At 37.3% G+C, this 17,445-nt stretch carries 14 protein-coding genes and 1 riboswitch; of the genes, 8 read left to right on the forward strand and 6 right to left on the reverse strand.

Annotated features, from left to right (window positions below):
- Positions 1-17: 17 nt before the first annotated feature.
- A complete protein-coding gene (locus AABK36_RS04925; RefSeq protein WP_309941812.1) occupies positions 18-695 on the reverse strand; it encodes a YggS family pyridoxal phosphate-dependent enzyme in 678 nt (225 codons plus the stop codon).
- Positions 696-834: 139 nt separating this feature from the next.
- Here AABK36_RS04925 and AABK36_RS04930 point away from each other — a divergent pair, with 139 nt between their 5' ends.
- Positions 835-1,497 carry a LysE family translocator gene (locus tag AABK36_RS04930; protein WP_309941813.1) on the forward strand — a complete coding sequence of 221 codons (663 nt, stop codon included), beginning with the start codon at positions 835-837 and terminating at the stop codon, positions 1,495-1,497.
- Positions 1,498-1,500: 3 nt separating this feature from the next.
- Here AABK36_RS04930 and AABK36_RS04935 read toward each other — a convergent pair whose 3' ends face one another.
- Genes AABK36_RS04935 through AABK36_RS04945 form a run of 3 tightly spaced genes read right to left on the reverse strand, consistent with a single transcriptional unit; the run spans position 1,501 to position 4,310 of the window.
- Positions 1,501-2,550 (reverse strand): vWA domain-containing protein, encoded by a 1,050-nt coding sequence (locus AABK36_RS04935; RefSeq protein WP_309941814.1) that lies wholly within the window; start codon positions 2,548-2,550, stop codon positions 1,501-1,503.
- On the reverse strand, positions 2,543-3,439 hold the full coding sequence (locus tag AABK36_RS04940; RefSeq protein WP_309941816.1) for a hypothetical protein: 897 nt from the start codon (positions 3,437-3,439) through the stop codon (positions 2,543-2,545). The genes AABK36_RS04935 and AABK36_RS04940 overlap by 8 nt, the downstream gene beginning before the upstream one ends.
- On the reverse strand, positions 3,429-4,310 hold the full coding sequence (locus AABK36_RS04945) for a DUF58 domain-containing protein (protein WP_309941817.1): 882 nt from the start codon (positions 4,308-4,310) through the stop codon (positions 3,429-3,431). Before AABK36_RS04945 ends, AABK36_RS04940 begins: the two co-directional genes overlap by 11 nt.
- A 359-nt stretch (positions 4,311-4,669) precedes the next feature.
- Here AABK36_RS04945 and AABK36_RS04950 point away from each other — a divergent pair, with 359 nt between their 5' ends.
- The 3 genes from AABK36_RS04950 to AABK36_RS04960 all read left to right on the forward strand — a co-directional run bounded on the left by AABK36_RS04950 (position 4,670) and on the right by AABK36_RS04960 (position 8,463).
- Entirely contained in the window at positions 4,670-5,083 is a 414-nt protein-coding gene (locus tag AABK36_RS04950; RefSeq protein WP_309941818.1) for a DUF4296 domain-containing protein, read from the forward strand.
- A gap of 129 nt (positions 5,084-5,212) precedes the next feature.
- The gene (locus AABK36_RS04955) at positions 5,213-7,624 is read left to right on the forward strand and encodes an endonuclease MutS2 (protein ID WP_309941819.1); all 2,412 of its coding nucleotides are present in this window, start codon (positions 5,213-5,215) and stop codon (positions 7,622-7,624) included.
- 161 nt (positions 7,625-7,785) lie between these two features.
- Positions 7,786-8,463, forward strand: a complete 678-nt coding sequence (locus AABK36_RS04960; protein ID WP_309941820.1) for an SCO family protein — start codon at positions 7,786-7,788, stop codon at positions 8,461-8,463.
- 18 nt (positions 8,464-8,481) lie between these two features.
- Here AABK36_RS04960 and AABK36_RS04965 read toward each other — a convergent pair whose 3' ends face one another.
- Together AABK36_RS04965 and AABK36_RS04970 are read right to left on the reverse strand one after the other, a co-directional pair.
- Positions 8,482-8,718, reverse strand: a complete 237-nt coding sequence (locus AABK36_RS04965) for a hypothetical protein (RefSeq protein ID WP_309941822.1) — start codon at positions 8,716-8,718, stop codon at positions 8,482-8,484.
- Positions 8,719-8,792: 74 nt separating this feature from the next.
- Positions 8,793-9,287, reverse strand: coding sequence for an EamA family transporter (locus AABK36_RS04970; protein WP_309941824.1), 495 nt, complete (start codon positions 9,285-9,287; stop codon positions 8,793-8,795).
- 209 nt (positions 9,288-9,496) lie between these two features.
- Between AABK36_RS04970 and AABK36_RS04975 the strand changes: the two genes are divergently transcribed.
- The 4 genes from AABK36_RS04975 (at position 9,497) to AABK36_RS04990 (ending at position 17,068) form a co-directional block, all read left to right on the forward strand.
- The gene (locus tag AABK36_RS04975; RefSeq protein WP_309941826.1) at positions 9,497-11,929 is read left to right on the forward strand and encodes an outer membrane beta-barrel protein; all 2,433 of its coding nucleotides are present in this window, start codon (positions 9,497-9,499) and stop codon (positions 11,927-11,929) included.
- A 98-nt stretch (positions 11,930-12,027) separates the two neighbouring features.
- Positions 12,028-12,221, forward strand: a riboswitch (cobalamin riboswitch).
- A 223-nt stretch (positions 12,222-12,444) separates the two neighbouring features.
- Complete coding sequence (locus AABK36_RS04980; RefSeq protein WP_309941828.1) at positions 12,445-14,397, forward strand: TonB-dependent receptor plug domain-containing protein; 1,953 nt, start codon at positions 12,445-12,447, stop codon at positions 14,395-14,397.
- A 5-nt stretch (positions 14,398-14,402) separates the two neighbouring features.
- Positions 14,403-15,497 (forward strand): YncE family protein, encoded by a 1,095-nt coding sequence (locus AABK36_RS04985; RefSeq protein ID WP_309941830.1) that lies wholly within the window; start codon positions 14,403-14,405, stop codon positions 15,495-15,497.
- Positions 15,498-16,072: 575 nt separating this feature from the next.
- Positions 16,073-17,068 (forward strand): PorP/SprF family type IX secretion system membrane protein, encoded by a 996-nt coding sequence (locus AABK36_RS04990; RefSeq protein WP_309941832.1) that lies wholly within the window; start codon positions 16,073-16,075, stop codon positions 17,066-17,068.
- Positions 17,069-17,445 lie beyond the last annotated feature (377 nt).

Consider the following 17,445-nt stretch of genomic DNA (forward strand, 5'->3'; position numbering starts at 1 on the left):
ATTATTTTGATGCGGAATTATTTGTTGTAATTTCTTTCGCCGAAAATGGCGCTTCCAACCCTTATCATTGTTGATCCTTTTTGAATCGCTAGTTTGTAGTCGCCACTCATTCCCATGGATAATTCTTGCATTGCGATATTTTCTTTGGATACTGTTTTGTCAATTTTATCAAATATTGATTTTAGCGTTCCAAATTCACTTAGCACTTTTTCATCATCTTTGGTGTTTGTCGCCATGCCCATAAGGCCGATAACTTTGATATTTTGATATTCATCAAAACTCTCGCTATTCAATAAATCTAGCAAATCTACTTCCGAAAAGCCGAATTTGCTTTCTTCGTCGGCAATGTGAACTTGAAGAAGCACATTAATGATTCTATCATTTTTCAACGCTTGTTTGTTGATCTCTTTCAATAGTTGAGGTGTGTCAATGGCATGAATTAAATGAACAAAAGGGGCTATGTATTTGACTTTGTTTCGCTGCAAGTGCCCGATCATATGCCATTTAATGTCTTTTGGCAATACCTCGTATTTGTTAGCAAGTTCTTGAACCTTGTTTTCACCAAAATCTCTTATACCGGCATCGTAAGCTTCCTGAAGCATTTCCACAGGTTTGGTTTTGCTTACGGCTATGAGCTTTGCATTGGTGCCTTTGATGGATTCGCTGAAAAAATCCAGATTTTCCTTAATATTCATAAATAATGGATTAATGGGTTCAGTAATGTTTGCAAATATAAGTAGTTATGAATTTTTAAAAAATTTATCCTGATTCATAGCTTAGGTTTGTTCTATTGCATTAAATTTGTTCGTTTGTGGTAATACAATTAACAATAACATGTGGGATTGGATAATAATTCTAATTAAGGGCATTGGTTTTGGAATTGTCTTGGCGTTTTTGATTGGCCCTGCATTTTTTTCGTTGATCCAAACCAGCATTCGCAATGGGTTCACTTCTGGTGTATTCATGGCGATGGGAATTTCATTCAGCGATATTTTTTATATTTTCATAAGTTACTTAGGCATTACACAGTTAGCTGAAAGCTCATTTTTTAAAACGTGGTTTGGCATTTTAGGAGGTGTAGTGATGCTGGCCTTTGGGGCATTCTCATTGATGAAGCGAGCTGAATTGATGTTGCCAGCAAGGGAAAGAAGCGAAATAAATCGTTTGGGGAAGAAAGGTTTGCTGGGATCGTTTTTGAAAGGAGCTCTGATGAATGGTTTGAATCCTTTCTTGTTTGTGTTCTGGGTAGGAGTTGTAGGAGCTGTTGCCAATGAGAATCATCATTCCAATTCGCAGACTTTATTGTTTTTTGTTGGGACAATGGTAACCGCGTTTTCTTTGGACCTTACCAAAGCTTATCTTTCAGGCAAATTGATGTCGATTATCACGCCAAGATTTATGTCAATTGTCAATAAGGTCGTAGGCTCGGCATTGGTTCTATTTTCATTTAGAATGTTTTACGGAGCCTACGAAGCAGGACTACACTTTTTTCAGTGATAATTAATCCTCTAATATATTGTTGATGAAAGTCAGTTTGGTCGCTAACCAAGCTAAAAAGAAAACAATAGCCCACTTTAGGTATATGCTGTAAAAATCCTCTGTGTTTTTGTATTTGTTCTCTTTGATTTTGACTTTTTCATAATTGTCTATGCGATCAAATATTTCCTCAAGAGCCTTGTTGTTCGTTGCTCTGAAAAATTGTCCATGACCAATTTCAGCGATTTCTTTCAAAGTTTTTTCGTTCAAATAACTTTCGACATATCTTGGTCTTCCAAAGAAATCCTTGCCCCATGGCACTCTACCGTTTTTACCTATACCAATGGTGTAAATTTTGATTCCATAGGCTTCAGCAAGTTTGGCCGCTGTGATTGGGTCAATATTTCCTGCCGTATTATCTCCGTCAGAAAGAAGAATAATTACTTTGGACTTTGCGTCTGATTCCCTCATTCTGTTAGTGGATACCCCAATGGCGCTGCCTATTGCCGTCCCAGATTTTTGAATCATATCGAAGTCTATTTCATCGATATTTTCACGCAATAAATCATAATCAGTAGTCAAGGGAGTCAGCGAGTATGCGTCCCCGGAAAAGATGACGATTCCGATTCGGTCTCTGAACCTTCCGCTTATAAATTCTTCCGCCACATCTTTAGCCGCTTCAAGTCTGTTGGGCTTGAAATCTTCTATTTCCATGGATTGGGAGATATCTATTGCTAGCATAATATCTATTCCTTCGCTCCATTGCTCTATCGTTTCACTTGATTTTTGAGGTCTGGCTAAAGCAATCATTACCATTGTCAATGCCAAGGCAAAAAGCATGGGAGGTATAAACCTCAGATAAGTAATCGGACTGCTTCTTATTTCGCTTTTTGAAAATGCAACATGAAGTTTTCGTCCAAATTTCAAATTGATAAGCCACCTCAATGCGAAGATCGCAGGGATGGTTGGTATTAAATACAGCCAAAAGCTGTTCACCCAGTCGAATTGAGAAAGGGCTGGTGGAAATAGCCATGATGGCGAATACCAAGCTGTAGTTGCTAAGACGCTATCCATTGTTTACCTCCTCCAGTTTAGTGTTGTATAGTTCATTAGCGAAGTCTTTTAGACCTTCGATGTTTTCGTCAAAATTATCAGGCATTATGCCTCCGTAAATATATTGGTCAAAGCCAGCCAAGCATTTTGAAACGATGTCGTCTTGGCAAAAATTAGTGATTTCCTTGGTCGTCAGTTTTGAATATGGTTGATCGCTTAGTTTTTCAATGTATAATTTCCATGCATTTAAAGTCTTCTCAGCATTTTTGGAATTTTCTTGAGACTTTGACTTCAATGCGTCGAATTGAATAATGAATTTCTCATGACGTTTTTTCAAACGATATATGAGGTATTTGTTTTTGATCTTTTTTCCAAACACCAAGGCAATAACTACCGCTAGTACGAAAAATATGCCCAAGAAAATGTATAGATAGCCAAAATTGAAAGCTCTTTTGATAGTCAAAAAGCTTGTGTTTGATTTTAGTTGATCTTGTGGTGTTGAGACTGGAAGAATTCTTTTCAAATGAACATATGCGCTGTCTCCATATAGCGGAATGCTGTCGTTTTTAGTTAGTAAATAGACCGGCATGCTTAGCGACTGGATGCTGTCTGTGGAAAATGTCATTAACTCATAGACAACGCTGTCTTTTGTCAATGCCCCGTCTTTAATTGTTTTAAAGTATTTTTTTCCAATATATTCAAAAGGGCTAAAATCATTCAAAGAGTCAGGGTATAGGATATTGTCGCTTTCCGGGTAAGTTACCGATAGCGAATAACCAATAGGCTCACCAATTTTTACACTGTCGCTGGTGAAGTGGCCTGTTACTAGTATCTCATTATTTTGGGCAAAAGCATGACCCGTTGCTAACATCCAAATGATGGTGTTGAATATGATTAACTTAACGCGCACGTTTTTTCGTTTTATTTCTAATTTTAAAAAGCTTTATTAATCGGGAAACGTATTCCTGATTTGTGATGACTTTCAGGTAGTCGGCTTGATTTCTTAAGCAGAGCTCTTGCAAATCATTGTGGCCTTTGCTGAATTTTCCATAGACCTTTTCCCTGAATTCGTTCGATGAAGTGTTCACCCAAATTGTGCTTTGGCTTTCTTTGTCGAAGAGAGGGATGATGCCAAGCTTTGGAAGGTTGGCTTCCGTGGTGTCTGTGATATGGATGACTACCAAGTCGTGGGATCCTGCCAAGCCTTTGAGTTGATGCTGGTAATCCTCATCGATAAAGTCGGAAATCAATATCACAATGCTTCTTCTTTTAAGAAAGTTCAAGGTGAATTTTATCGCATCATTCAAATTCGTCTTGCGGGATTTAGGCTGGAGATGATGAAGCTTTGTAATGCTTTCATACGCATGCCTCATTCCTTTATTCGGCTTGATATACAACTCTTTTTGATCCGAGTAGCAAATAAGACCGGTGGAACTATTTTCTTTGGTAGCCGAAAGGGTCAATACTCCACATATTTCCTTGGCAATGTCCATCTTTTTAGACCCTTTCTTGCCAATGTCTTGCGAGGCGCTCACATCGATAAGAAACATGACATTTTGCTCCTTGTCTTCTTTGTATGTTTTGACATAAGTGCCAACTCCTTTAGCGGAAACTTTCCAATCTATGGCTCTTACATCATCGCCATATTGATACACTCTTACATCGTCAAACTCTATCCCAGAGCCTCTGAATATCGAATGAAAGTCCCCTTGCATGTGGGATTTGATCGCTTTTCGTATTTTTATTTCGTAGTTGCGAAGCTTTTGGAAGATTTCTTTCACTTTTATTTTTATTGAATATTAAAAAGCGTCGCCCTTGCCTATTTTTGGACGCGAATCGTGGATGAATCGCTCTAAAATTGCCATATATGCAATTCATGACCGCATTTATCCGTATGAACCATTTAATATACTAACAAAGTTGTTAAATTGAGTGCAATACTGCAATTTTGTTCTTTAGATTTATTCCTTTTTCACCAATTTTAACTAATGGAAGGAATAGAGACGGTTGGGGAGTGCTTTTCTTTGCTATTTTCCTCCAAAAATTGCGAGTATGCAACTTTTATGATGTCCAACTGAATTCTACGCTGGAGCGTTATGATGTTAACCAATATCTTAAATTACGTAAATTTGTGAAAATCTTGAAAAATATAATATTCGCTGTTCTGCTGGCGATAATTGCTATTGCGTGCGATAAAAAGAAAACGAATGTAGTGGTCAAGCCGAAGCCTTTATTGACAGAGCATCAAATGGCCTTGATTCTTAGAGATATCTATGTGGCTGAAGGCAAAGTGAATTATTTGAAAATAAGCAGGGATTCCTCCAAAAAATTAATGGAGAAAGTTCAAGTTCAAATAATGGACAATTATGATATTGATACTTCCATTTACAAGCGAAATATGGAATATTATGCCAGTAACCTACGAGATTTGGAGAAAATTTATCAAGAGGTGCTGGATAGTGTCAATGTCATGGAGACAAATGTCAAGGCTAAGAAAGGAGAGTCTGGCAAAGGGAATGACAGCGGACCTCCCAAGAACAAGAAAAAGCCATAGGCCATATTTGCAAATCGCATTGGCTCTTGCGTCATAATTGACTCATTAGGACGCGCAATTTATCGAGGATGAGGTTGGTTAAGTAAACCAGCTTTGGCTCGCTATTAATTTATTTATTTTAATTTCGAAATGATATACCCTAAAAATATAGAATCAAAAATAGGTTTTGATCAAATAAGAGAGTTGCTCAAAGAGGAATGTCTGAGTAATCTTGGCGTGTCGTTTGTCGACAAGGTAAGGTTTTCTTCAGATTTTCATTTGATCGATAAACTATTAAAACAGACAGAGGAATTTAGAAGAATATTAGTGACAGGGGAAAGCTTCCCATCGACCAACTATTTGGATGTCACGGAAGCTTTGAATAAAATTAGAGTGGAAGGCTCATTCTTATTGGAAGAAGAGTTTTTTGATTTGAAGTTGTCGCTGAAGACTATCTTGTCATGCATGAGGTTTTTCAAGGACAATGAAGAAGAGTATCCTCTGTTGTCTCAACTTAGTGGTGCCGTTGAGGTGGATTTGTCATTGTCGTCTGAGATAGATTCAAAAATCGATGATAAAGGTCAACTTAGAAATAATGCAAGTTCGGAACTTCAAAGAATAAGGGGCTCTATAGTAAGCTTTCAACAACAGTTGAGAAAAACCATGGATAGCTTGATTCGTCAGGCTAAGAAGAATGGTTATGCCCCTGACGATATGTCATTGACTATTAGAGATGGCCGAATGGTCATGCCTGTTTATTCGACATATAAAAGAAAAGTAAAAGGCTTTATCCATGACGAATCCGCAACGGGACAAACGGTGTATTTAGAGCCAGCTGAAGTGTTGGAGTTGAACAATGAGATCAAAGAACTTGAATATGAAGAACGTAGAGAAATAATCAGAATATTAATGGCTTTGACGGATAGGTTGAGGCCTCATATTGAGCCATTATTGCGTTCGTTTCATTTCTTGGGAATGGTTGATTTTATTAGGGCAAAGGCAAAGTTCGCTATTAGAATTGAGGCAAGTTTGCCTACTTTGGTAAAAAGAAGACTTGTTGACTGGAGAGATACTCGTCATGCTTTGCTTTATTTGGCGCATCAGGAGCTTAATAAGCCAATTGTGCCAATGAATATGGAGCTTGATCATGAGCAGCGAATAGTCTTGATCTCTGGTCCAAACGCCGGTGGTAAATCAGTGACATTGAAAACTGTGGCCTTGACTCAATATATGGTGCAATGCGGATTGTTGCCTTCTATGAGGGAAGATTCGGTTGTCGGCGTATTCAAAAGTGTATTCATTGATATTGGCGATGAGCAATCTATTGAAAATGACTTAAGTACATATAGTTCTCACCTGACGAATATGCACTTTTTTCTCAGGTTTGCCGATAAAGGCACATTGTTCTTGATAGATGAGTTTGGTACAGGTACCGAGCCTCAGTTTGGAGGAGCGATAGCGGAAGCTATTTTGGAGCAGTTGCATGGGAATAAGGCTTATGGCGTTATTAATACGCACTACAGCAATTTGAAAAAGTTCGCTGAGAAACAAAAGCATATTGTGAATGCGGCTATGCGTTTTGATTTGAATAAATTGGAGCCTACGTATCAACTTGAGATTGGTCAGCCAGGAAGCTCTTACGCTTTTGAAATCGCAAAGAAAATAGGACTTTCCAATGCGGTAATTGATTCCGCTAAAAGCAAGATGGGTTATACTCAAGTAAGGTATGACAAGTTGCTTAGCGAGCTGGAGCATGAAAAAGCGAAAGTTCGAAAGCATAATGTTGAGATCGAACGTAAAAATAGAAGACTGGAAAAAGCTATTCAGGACTATGAGGAGTTAAAAGATCGCGTGGATACCAAGAAGAAGGATATTCTTAATTCCGCAAGAAATGAGGCTTCTCAAATATTGAATTTGGCCAACCGTGAGGTGGAAAAGACGATCAGGACCATCAAGGAAAAGAATGCTGAGAAAGCAGCGACAAAAAAAGCCAGAGAAAACCTGGAGTCCATAAAAGAAAAAGTGAAGCCAAAACAGCAACAACTTAAAAAATCAGCAACTGAGGAAATTGTAAAAGAAGCTGGCGAAATAGTATCAGGCGTATTGGTAAGGGTGAAAGGCCAATCCACAGTTGGAGAAGTATTGGCGATAAGGGGGAAAGATGCTGAAGTTGCTCTTGGGGGCTTGACTTCTAAGATCAAGGTTAACAGACTGGAAAGAGTATCGCGAAAGTTGCAGAGACAGCTAGAGCATGAGAAGGAGAAGAATACAGGAGTGACTCAGAGCTTCAAGGGATTAGATATCAATAAGAAAATGGCGAATTTTACTAATAACCTTGATTTGAGAGGCAAAAGAGTGGAAGAGGCTTATACGTTGTTGGAAAGCTTTTTGGATGAAGCCAGTATGCTGGGTATTCCTGAGTTGAGAATCGTGCATGGCAAAGGCGATGGCATTCTTAAGGAGTTTGTCAGGCAGCAGTTGCGCAATTACTCCAAGCGCATCAAGTTTGCCGATGAACATGTAGAGAGAGGCGGAGCAGGAGTGACTGTGGTAACCATGTGATAAATAAAAGAAAATTATTGGATGAATAAGCTCGGTTCATATGAATCGGGCTTTTTATTTGATTTTTTCAATATAGTTTCCTGTGAGTATTGATTTCATTTTTCTATCTATTTTGGATTGAGTATTTTTGAATCTCAACATCAACTCTAATCATTAAGCCAATGAATTTAAGAAAGCTATTTACATTGCTGGCACTTTCTTCAGGATTGGGCTTGTTTTCATGTGAAGATAAAGCCGATAAGAAACTTCCAATATTGGGAAGAAAAGAAATAGTCGACAAGGAAGTAGGGGGAGAGATAATGCAAGATACGCTTTATCATACGATTGCTCCATTCAAGTTTGTCAATCAAGACGGAACGGAAATTACAAATGATACATACAGAGGCAAGATCTATGTGTCGGACTTTTTTTTCACGACTTGTCCGACGATTTGTCCGATTATGAAGAGTCAGATGTTGAGAGTTTACGAAGCTTATCAATCAGATCCTAATGTGTTCATATTGTCTCATACGATCGATCCCGAGCATGATACTGTCGCTTTGTTGAATGATTATGCAAAGAGATTGGGCGTTCAAGCTCCAAAATGGAACTTTGTGACTGGAGACAAAGAAAAGATTTATGAAATAGGCCAGCAGAGCTATATGGTAACAGCATATGAAGATGAGCAAGCTGACGGAGGCTATATACATAGTGGAGCTTTCTTGTTGATAGATCCGGAGGGAAGAGTCAGAGGGAAATATGATGGAACCAAACCAGAGGAAGTTGAAGCTTTGATTAAAGATATCCCTTCCTTGAAAAAAGAATATGGAATGACTTCAGATGATAAGAGCTCCCTTTAAGGCAGCTCTTTTTTATTGTTATTCGTCGACTTCGCCACGATGAGGTCTTAATGCATCTCTTACAATTGGCATTTGATCTTCTTCCACGCATATATAAGCTATGCTGTACATATCATTGATGTTTTCAACGCCTGTTTTGTGATTTCTTATTCCTTCTTTAATAGCAAACTCTTCCAAGTGGATTCTATGATGCAAAGCTGTTCCTTTTGCTGCCATGCCTCTAAAATCCCATATTAACTTTATTCTATCGCTCATGATTTAGCTATTGTTTATAGTTCAATGATTATTATGAATTACAGTGCGCAAGATATTAAAGAATGAACTTGACTTTACTTTTTTGCCATGAAAAATAAGAAAATCGAACCAATAGCGCATATAGAGGATAGCAGGTAATAGATGTTGAATTCCTCTTTAAAGTAAATAATACCAAGCAGAATGGATGTGGTAAGAATGGAAAGCACAGCATAGAGTGTGTAATATGAAGTGCCGTAGCTTTTATATAAAAACAAAAACCCTGAAAAAGTCGCGCAATAGCCAATAGCGCTAGCCAAGATCCATTTATAGTTGATTTTAGCATAATTGACGACATCTGTCTTAGGAAAGAACTGCAATAGCACAAAGAATATCATGCAACATGTCAGCAATGTGTAAAAAGCGAAAAGAAAAGGGTTTTCATGCGTGTTAGCTTTTTTTTGTCCGAATGCGAACAAGGCATTGGCGAATGCTGTGAAAAGGGCTATTCCAAAGGCTCCTAGAAATTGCTTCATGTCTTTTTTAGATTGATGTTGATGATTAATGTCAGTTGTTCGCGCTATTTTACTCATTTAATTGGTCTCGGCCAAAGAGTTTAGTTCAAGCAGGTTGATTTTTAAGATTTTTTAGCAGTGCGTTTTCGAGCACAACTGTTCGATAATGAAACAACTTCAATGAATTTTATTTTTTAATATTTCTTGTAATTAGCTGGTAGTTAGTTAGTTGTGTTTTTTGGCATTCTCTGTGAATTTTCAAAGTTAAACTATTAAACTTTATACTTATGAGAATTCAATTACTTGGGAAATTTTTAGCGCTTTCAATAATACTTTTTTTGGTTGTCAGTTTTAGAGCATCAGCTCAGAAGTTAGGAACAGTATCAGGGAATTTAGTGGATGAAGTTGGTACGCCAGTGAGTTTCGCTAATGTGTCAATGCTTGCGGAAGCGGATTCGACACTGATCAATGGGGCGGTAGCTGATTTTGACGGAAATTTTGTTTTTGAAGGAGTGGATTTAGCAAACTATATTTTAAGAATCACAGCAGTTGGATATAATCAGACATTTAAGAATATAAGCTTGAATGCTCAACAGAATAAATTGTCTTTAGGAAAAATTATCGTAGCTCAAAGTGTGGAGCAACTTGAGGCTGTGGAAGTAAAAGGACAAAGACAAGCTGTGGAGCGAAAAATTGATAGATTAGTATTCAATGTTGAGAGTGCTGTTCTGACTAGCGGTACAGATGGCCTTGAGGTTCTTTCCAAGACACCGGGGGTGGTTGTGGATCATGAAGGAAATATCAAGATCAATGGAAAAGATGGAGTCATCGTCATGATCAATGACAAAAGAAGTTATCTGACAGGAAAAGAGCTTTCAGATATGTTAAAGTCAATGAATGCAGACAATATTTCAAATATTGAAGTGATTACGAATCCATCGGCGAAGTTTGATGCTGAAGGCAATGCTGGAGTATTGAATATCAAGATGAAAGAATCTAAAGAAAAAGGGTATCACGGAAGCGTGTATGCGGGAATGAGTCAAGGTAGGTATCCGGCGGCAAATGGCGGAGGTAACGTTTATTTTAGATCAGGGAGTTTCAGCGGTTATGCGCAGGCTGATTACAGATATAATGAGAGGTTTAATTCTTTGAATTTGAATAGAGAGTTTGGCTCAGGTGTGGATACAGAACTTTTTGAGCAGCATTCTTATATTTCATCAAGAAGCAGTTCTCCTTCTCTAAGGCTTGGGTTGGATTATTCAATAGATGAAAATAATGTGATAGGATTCATGTTCAATGGATTTACAAAATCGGGTAGTGAAACAATCAAAAATAATACACAGGTAAAAGATCATTCAGGAAGTTTGATTTCGGGAACTTATTCGGATTCGCATAATGACGAGTCATTTAAAAAGGGTTCCATAAATGTGAATTATTTGCATCGATTTGATACTTTGGGTCAGAAAATGACTATGGATTTCGACTTCAGTACATTTGAAAATCTTGACGAGGTGTTGTATAGAAGTCAACTGTTGACAAAGGAATCAGATGATGAGTGGCAGTTGGCTAGAAGCTATCAGCCGTATGGAGTGAGTATTGTCTCTGGTAAAGTGGATTATGAAAAGCCTTTGGGTGATTATAAACTGGAGCTAGGAGCTAAGTATAGCCATTCATTGGTTGATAATGAAGCTAAGTTTGATTCTTTGAAACAAGGTTCATGGGAGAAAGACATATATAGAACCAATGACTTTATATATGAAGAAGGAGTTGCCGCAGGATATGCGAACTTTTCAGGTCAGATGGGCAAGTTGGCATTTCAGCTAGGCTTAAGATCTGAATATACATTGACTAATGGTAGATCAAGTGAAGAAAATGACCTAGTGGATAGAAAGTACATTGAATTTTTCCCTAGTGTATTTTTGAGACATAGCTTGAATAAGAATCATGTATTGAGTTATTCATATAGCCGAAGAATAAACAGGCCTACATTTAGACAATTGAATCCTTTTATCTTCTATCTTGACCCATTTACAGCTTCTCAAGGAAATCCTTATTTGACGCCTCAGTTTACGAATAGCTTTCAAGTGGAATACTTGATGTTTCAGCGATATTCAATTTCATTGTCCTATATGCATGCTTATGATGTGTTGAATCAGTTGTTGTTGCAAGACGAAGAGAATAGGGTTACGATTCAGACATTTAAAAATTTGGATTTGATGCAAGACCTGACCTTGAGCTTGAACTTTCCAATCACAATAGCAAAATGGTGGGAGATGAATAATAATGTGGTTGTCTATGGAAATAGGTTTCAAACGAATGATGAAGACGCTACAATGGATGATCAGCAAATAACTCTTTACGCTCAGACGAACAGTACTTTTATTTTAGGCAAAGGGTTTAGAGGAGAGTTTTCAGGAATGTATACGAGCCCATTTTTGGATGGCGGATTGAAAATTGGAGAATTTTGTGAATTTGGCGCAGGTATCGAAAAGTCTTTTTTCAATGATCAAATGAGCTTGAATTTTAAAGTAAAGGATATTTTCAGAACAAGAGATATCTCATTTGAATCTAGTCAAGACGGGGTTGTTACTTATGGAAATCAACGATTTGACTCCAACAGATATAATATTACTCTTAGATATAAATTCAAAAAGGGAAGCAAAGTGAACATGAGAAGAAGAAGTCAGGGGAATAAAGAAGAAGAGCGCAGAGTGAATTGATTTTAGGAGTATTTAGTTTATTATTTTGAAAGAAAGAGGTTTGTTTAAGCCTCTTTTTTTTTTCCTGTAAATGTCTTGTGAATAATGGTAGCAAGGTAGTACTTTTGCATCGCTTTGATCAAGAAGTCATGCATGGCTTCGAGGGAATCCGGTGAGAGTCCGGAACAGTCCCCACTGCTGTAATCCTTTGGGTTGCGATGTCGCAATCGATCGTTTGTTAATGCCACTGTGTTTTGCGGGAAGGCTAGCGAGTCAGGAAAGTCAGAATACCTGTCAAAGTTGAACTTTAAGTATAAGAATTTTGGGTGAAAAGATCTTGGCTATGATGACAACTCTACTATTTAGCAAGCATATGCTTGCCTGCAGTGCATTAAAGGAATCAAATGCACTTTCTTCAAATCGTCAATTTTTCTTGGTAAGGAACGGAATTGTCGCTGGGCTGGTGTTCGGGAGGCAATAAGTGATGTTGGTTTAATTTTTTACAGCGTTTTTCAGAACGCGAGAATCTATATTTGATGAAATTATATTTCTTGACAATCTTAGCCTGTGTTGTAAGCTGGAGTGCTTATGCGCAAGACGCTGATGATGAATATAAAACGTACAATCTGGAAGAGGTGGTTCTGGAAAGGCGTTTTGTGGATAGTTTTACTACAAATTACAATAAGCATAAAGTTGATTCTGTTAGAAAGTCGGCAAATGCTTTTGAGCCTTTAGGGCGATTTCTGCAGAAGAATACTCCTGTTTATATTAAAGAAAGTGGTTATGGTCAACTAGCTACTATATCAGTGAGAGGTACTAAGCCTGAGCATGTTGCAATCACTTGGGAAGGTATTAACCTGAACTCTTTGACATTAGGTCATGCTAACGCTAATAATATACCATTTTACCTTTTTGAGGATGCTGAAGTGACTTTGGGCGCTATGAGCTCTGTAGCTGGAAGTGATGCGATTAGTGGCGTGATTTCGCTAAGCTCGGATGTTGATAAGCCTTGGCAGTCATATACTACTGGTGATGTTACTCAGACTTTAGGGTTTTACGAAGGGCAAGGGAAACTTGATCATTCTTTCACAGGCTTCAAGCTTAAAAAAGGAGGTAAAAGGATTAAGAGTTATACAGCTATGTATTTCAATGATATCAAAAATGAGTATGAGTTTGAAAATATAGCAAAATATGAAGCGCCTTCGGAGGTTTTGGAAAATGCTCAGGTAAGAAATTTTGGCTTGCTGCAAAGCTTTGATTATAAGCTAAGCGATAAAACTATGCTTGGGCTTAAAGGCCTTTGGAATCATGCTTGGCATGAAATTCAGCCTGTAATGGGGAATAATGGCAATGCTGATACTTATGAGCAGATGCTTAATGAGTATAAAGTGCTATTGTTGAGGGGGAAGCATAAAAGTGAATGGGGAAGTGTAAACGCTTCAATTGCTTATATTGATGATTTTCAGGATTATAATAAAGGCAGTATAATCAGGACGAAACGATTTCAGTCAGATTTAGAGTATTTTCATTCACTGACGGAAAAGCTGGATGTTAGGTTCGGAGGAAATTTCGCTCATATCAAACCGGAAGTTCATGCGTATGAGGATGGTTTGAATGAAAATAGAGGTAATGTTTTCGCTTCATTGAAATACTTGCCAGTGCGTAGGCTGGACCTTACGTTCAATGCGAGGCAGAATTTTACAACGGGAGTTAACGCGCCTTTTACGCCTTCTCTAAGTGTTTCCTATGATGTTTTTCTTAGAGAGTTTCATAAAGTTAGGCTGACTTCTTCAGTATCGAAAGGCTATAGGGTGCCTACCTTCAATGATAGATATTGGGGGACGCAAGGAAATCCTAATTTATTGCCAGAGGAGTCTGTGAACTTTGAAGCTGGAATCGCTTACAACCATAAAGTTGAAGATCGTTCTTTTGATTTTTCCACTAATTTTTTTCAAAGCTCTATCACCAATATGATAGCTTGGATGGAAAGCCAAAATGAAAATGGGAATATTGATTGGTATCCTGAAAATATAGGTGAAGTGTCTAATGTAGGTGTTGAGATTATGGCTAAATTTTCGAAAAGCTTAGGTTTGTTGAAAGTTGAAGCAACCGCTGCATATACATTTAATGAAACATTGGATATGCAACAATTTGGTAATGGAGGAAGTGATAATCCCAATTACAAGAAGCAATTGCCATATACCCCGCAACATAAGCAAAATGCTTTTTTGCAACTGTACTGGGGTGAAAAAATATCATTTGGATTAGAGCAGGTCTATGTTGGAGAAAGGTCGGAACGAGATGCTGATAGAATGTTGGAAAGCTACAACCTTGTGAATGCAAGCTTTTCTTACACTTTTAACTTAGGTGCGAATTTTTTAATCGCTCAAATGCGCGTGGATAATCTTACTGATAAGTTCTATCAGGATCAAAAGTACTACGCTATGCCCGGAAGGAAATTACTTTTAAATATTATTTATAAATATTAATGAAAATGCAGTTGAACTTATCTGCAAAGCTATCAGCTTTGCTATTGTTGGTATTGCCTTTTATTACTTCATGTAATGATGAGGTAAGTGTAGAGGCTCCTGAATACGATTTGGATGGTGTGATTATCGCGAATGCTGGTAATTACGGTAGTGGCAATGGGTCATTGGATTTATACAATGAATCTACTGGAGTTTTGTCTAGAGGTGTCTTTGAAAGTGCGAATGGTAGACAGTTGGCTGCTGGGATAGAATCTGTAGGTCTTAAGGATTCCATAGGATTGATTCAGTGCAATGCTGCTGATAAAGTGGAGTTTTTTCACGCTGAAACATTTAAGACATTAGCAGCGCCAATTGCGGAAGGTATTGTTAAGCCTCGCTATGTGGCATTTAATGGGGATTTTGCTTATGTTACTTGTTGGGGGAAAAACACTCCCGAATGGACTTTGCCGGATTCCTATGTAGCTAAGATTAGCTTGAATGATTTCAAGGTCGTAAAAGAACTTAAAACAGGAGAAGGTGCTGAAGGTATTGCTGTGAGCGACGGAAAAATTTTTGTGGCGAACTCGTATGAAACGTCAGTTAGTGTTTTTGACGTATTGACTGATCAATTGATTGAAAAAATTGAAGTGAAAGGAAAGCCTCAGCACTTTGTTAAGGATAGAGAAGGAGGTTTGTGGTTGTCATTGTCTGAGATTGAAAAAGGTATTGTGAGTATTAATACTTCTTCACTAGAAGTTTCTGATGTTTACGAACAAGGGCAGATAGGTTCTGATGGAGCTATGGCTTATAGTATAGAGCAACATAAAATATATTTGCTAGGAGCGAGTCCTTGGTATCAAGATGATTCTGGTGAGTGGGTGAATGATAATGAAGGATGGATATTTGAGTTTGACTTGAATAGTAAACAATTTGCCGACCAGCCGATTGTTGCTGGTCCTACATTTTACGGATTAGGTTTTGATGATGAAAACCAAAAGCTGTACTTGTCTGATCCGAAAGGGTTTGTAGGTAATGGTCAAGCTTTGATTTATGATGTTTTTGGTGAAAAAGAAAAGTCATTGGATGTTGGAATGAACCCTTTCCATTTTGTCTTTAGATAAATAAAAAGAAAGTGATAGAAGTAAAGGCCAGCTATTTAGTTGGCCTTTCTTTTTTTAATATTTGACGATAAAATATATGGATTTGTTTTTTTTAATATCATTAAATGCTGATATGCTTTTTAATATTAAGTATTTTAAAAATTAACTGATTCGTGTTGAATTATTAAAGCGTAATTTTTTTACTTTAGAGGCGTTATTTGATGTAGGTTAAGCTTTTTGGTGTGCAATGTTATATTTTGCGAAGTTGATGTTATTTTTTTAGAGGTTATCTGATTTTATTGGTTAGCCATTTGATTTGACCTTGAAATAGCAAGAAATTTAATAATTGTCAAAAATTAATTCCAGTATTTGAATGTGTGGTATTATTTTTTCCAATTTGAATATTTTTATGGTTAATATTTTTTTTTAGGTAAATTAATTTTTATAATTATAAAAGGAAGTTTTTATTAGTTTATTTGTTTAAAGCTTTTTACTTTAAATGCTTTCTTTTGCAATCATGAGTGACTTGATAGGAATTGAGCTTGATGATTGAGGTTGGAATAGAATTAGGATATAAAAACGTTACATAATAGCTTATGAGGTTGAAATCTTTACTGTTTGCAATATTGCTTTTAGCGACATCGTATCGCTTGTTTGCTCAGCAGGATCCGATGTATACCCAGTATATGAATAACATGCAGATCGTAAATCCGGCATACGCGGGGTCTCATGATGCATATCAGGCGGCATTGGTGTATAGAGCGCAATGGGTTGGATTGGAAGGCGCTCCTGAAACTTTGACAGGTTCTTTTAGCGCTCCGATCAGAAAGTATAACTTGGGGGTAGGGTTTTCCGTGCTTCAAGATAAAATTGGTCCAACAGAGACTACTAATATAAATTTGGATGTGAGCTATAAAATCAAGCTTTCTGAAAAAAGAGTGACTTTGAAAAGCGTTTCAAAGAGAGGTGGAAAGTATGTCGTGAGAAGCAAGAAAGAAATGCAGGGCACATATTTGTCATTTGGTGTGAAAGCTGGATATAATATGTTTTCAATCAATGAGGATATGTTGAATCCTGAGAATCCTAATGATCCAACGGTTTATGGTCTTGAACCTTCAAGCGAGCCGGATTTTGGAGCAGGGGTTTATTTCTATAGCTCGAGATTCTACGCAGGTTTTTCGATTCCGAAATTTTTCTCGAAAGCTACTGATGGCGAGACTCAAAATGGTCAAGATGTTAGATTCAATGAACTTCATTATTACTTCACTACAGGTGCGGTATTTGATCTAAGCTCAACTTTGAAAATCAAGCCTTCGATGTTGTTGAGAATGACAGCGGGAGCGCCACCTTCGATTGATGTGAACGCTTTGTTGTTGGCCTATGATAAGATCTGGTTTGGTGGAGGATATAGAATTGGGGATGGCTTTGTGGCGATCGCGCAATATAATTTGACAGACCATTTGAAAGTTGGCTACTCTTATGATTTAGCTACAACAGGATTATTCTATCATAATAATGGTACTCACGAGATTTCGATAAACTACGACTTTAAATTGAAGCGTTCAGATCAAGATTGTCGTATGTATTTCTAGAATATTGTAAACAGGTGTGCCGGTTGAGCAATCACCGGCTTGAATAAATTGTAATCAGGTGTTGTGAAGCTAACTCTACTGTTCTTGAAAGGTAGTTAAGTTAGCTTTTTTATTTTTTTGAGTTTCCATACGAATTCTACGTGTTGTTTGGTCTGCGTTTGTTGTATTAATACTGTGCATTACATAAAAATTAAAAAGTATTGTGGATTAGTCGGGTTCGTACTCTAAGTTTTAAATGTTTTTATTTTTTTAAAAAATTTCAATTTAAGTTGAAAAAATCGAATTTCTATTAATTATCTAATTGCATCTATGTGTAATAGTTGCAAAATAGCTTATTTTTAGACGACAAGATTAATAAGTATTCAAGTGTGAATATA

The sequence above is a fragment of the Aureibacter tunicatorum genome, from assembly GCF_036492635.1.
GTDB lineage: Bacteria > Bacteroidota > Bacteroidia > Cytophagales > Cyclobacteriaceae > Aureibacter > Aureibacter tunicatorum.